The organism is Streptosporangium vulgare, from assembly GCF_042428775.1.
GTDB lineage: Bacteria > Actinomycetota > Actinomycetes > Streptosporangiales > Streptosporangiaceae > Streptosporangium > Streptosporangium vulgare.
The window spans coordinates 1-526 of record NZ_JBHMBS010000194.1; the positions used below are offsets into that span (position 1 = coordinate 1).

Sequence of the window (526 nt, forward strand, 5' to 3'; positions counted from 1 at the left end):
AGCGATTTGCCGGATGAGCAAAGGGAAAACCAGTCCCGGCGGATGAAAGCCCAGGGTTGATACCGCAAAACACGCCCCGTAACCCTGGAGCCAAAATATCCTCAACCATATTTACTCCTTTCTAACATCACCAGGAAAAGTATAACGGATTGAAAATACATTGTTTATAAAAACAGCAGGCGCGCGGTAATGGCTGGATTGCGACACGGAGTTACTTTATAATCCGCTACCATGGCCCCTTAGCTCAGGGGTTAGAGGAGGCGACTCATAATCGCTTGGTCGCTGGTTCAAGTCCAGCAGGGGCCACCAGATATAGCAAAGGCTGACGAGAAATCGTCAGCCTTTTTCTTTTTATATATCAGTTACTTTGCGTGCCAGTAAGCCGCTGCACGTACCCGCTGTGGGTCATACTGTTCCGCTTCAAAGCGGCGGCTTAAATTCTTAACGACTTTACCTTCGCCGGTTATCCAGATGAAGTAATCATCGGCAGGGATTTGCATCTGCGCCAGACGCGCATCTACCGCCT

1 protein-coding gene and 1 tRNA gene are annotated in these 526 nt (G+C 49.4%); one reads left to right on the forward strand and one right to left on the reverse strand.

What is annotated here, in order from left to right; genetic code table 11:
- Window positions 1-233 precede the first annotated feature (233 nt).
- A tRNA-Ile gene (locus ACFFRH_RS45065) sits at window positions 234-309 on the forward strand.
- A 53-nt stretch (window positions 310-362) separates the two neighbouring features.
- On the opposite strand, the gene ACFFRH_RS45070 is transcribed toward ACFFRH_RS45065, so the two are convergent.
- The coding region (locus tag ACFFRH_RS45070; RefSeq protein WP_512701168.1) for an SIP domain-containing protein at window positions 363-526 on the reverse strand (164 nt) is incomplete at its 5' end.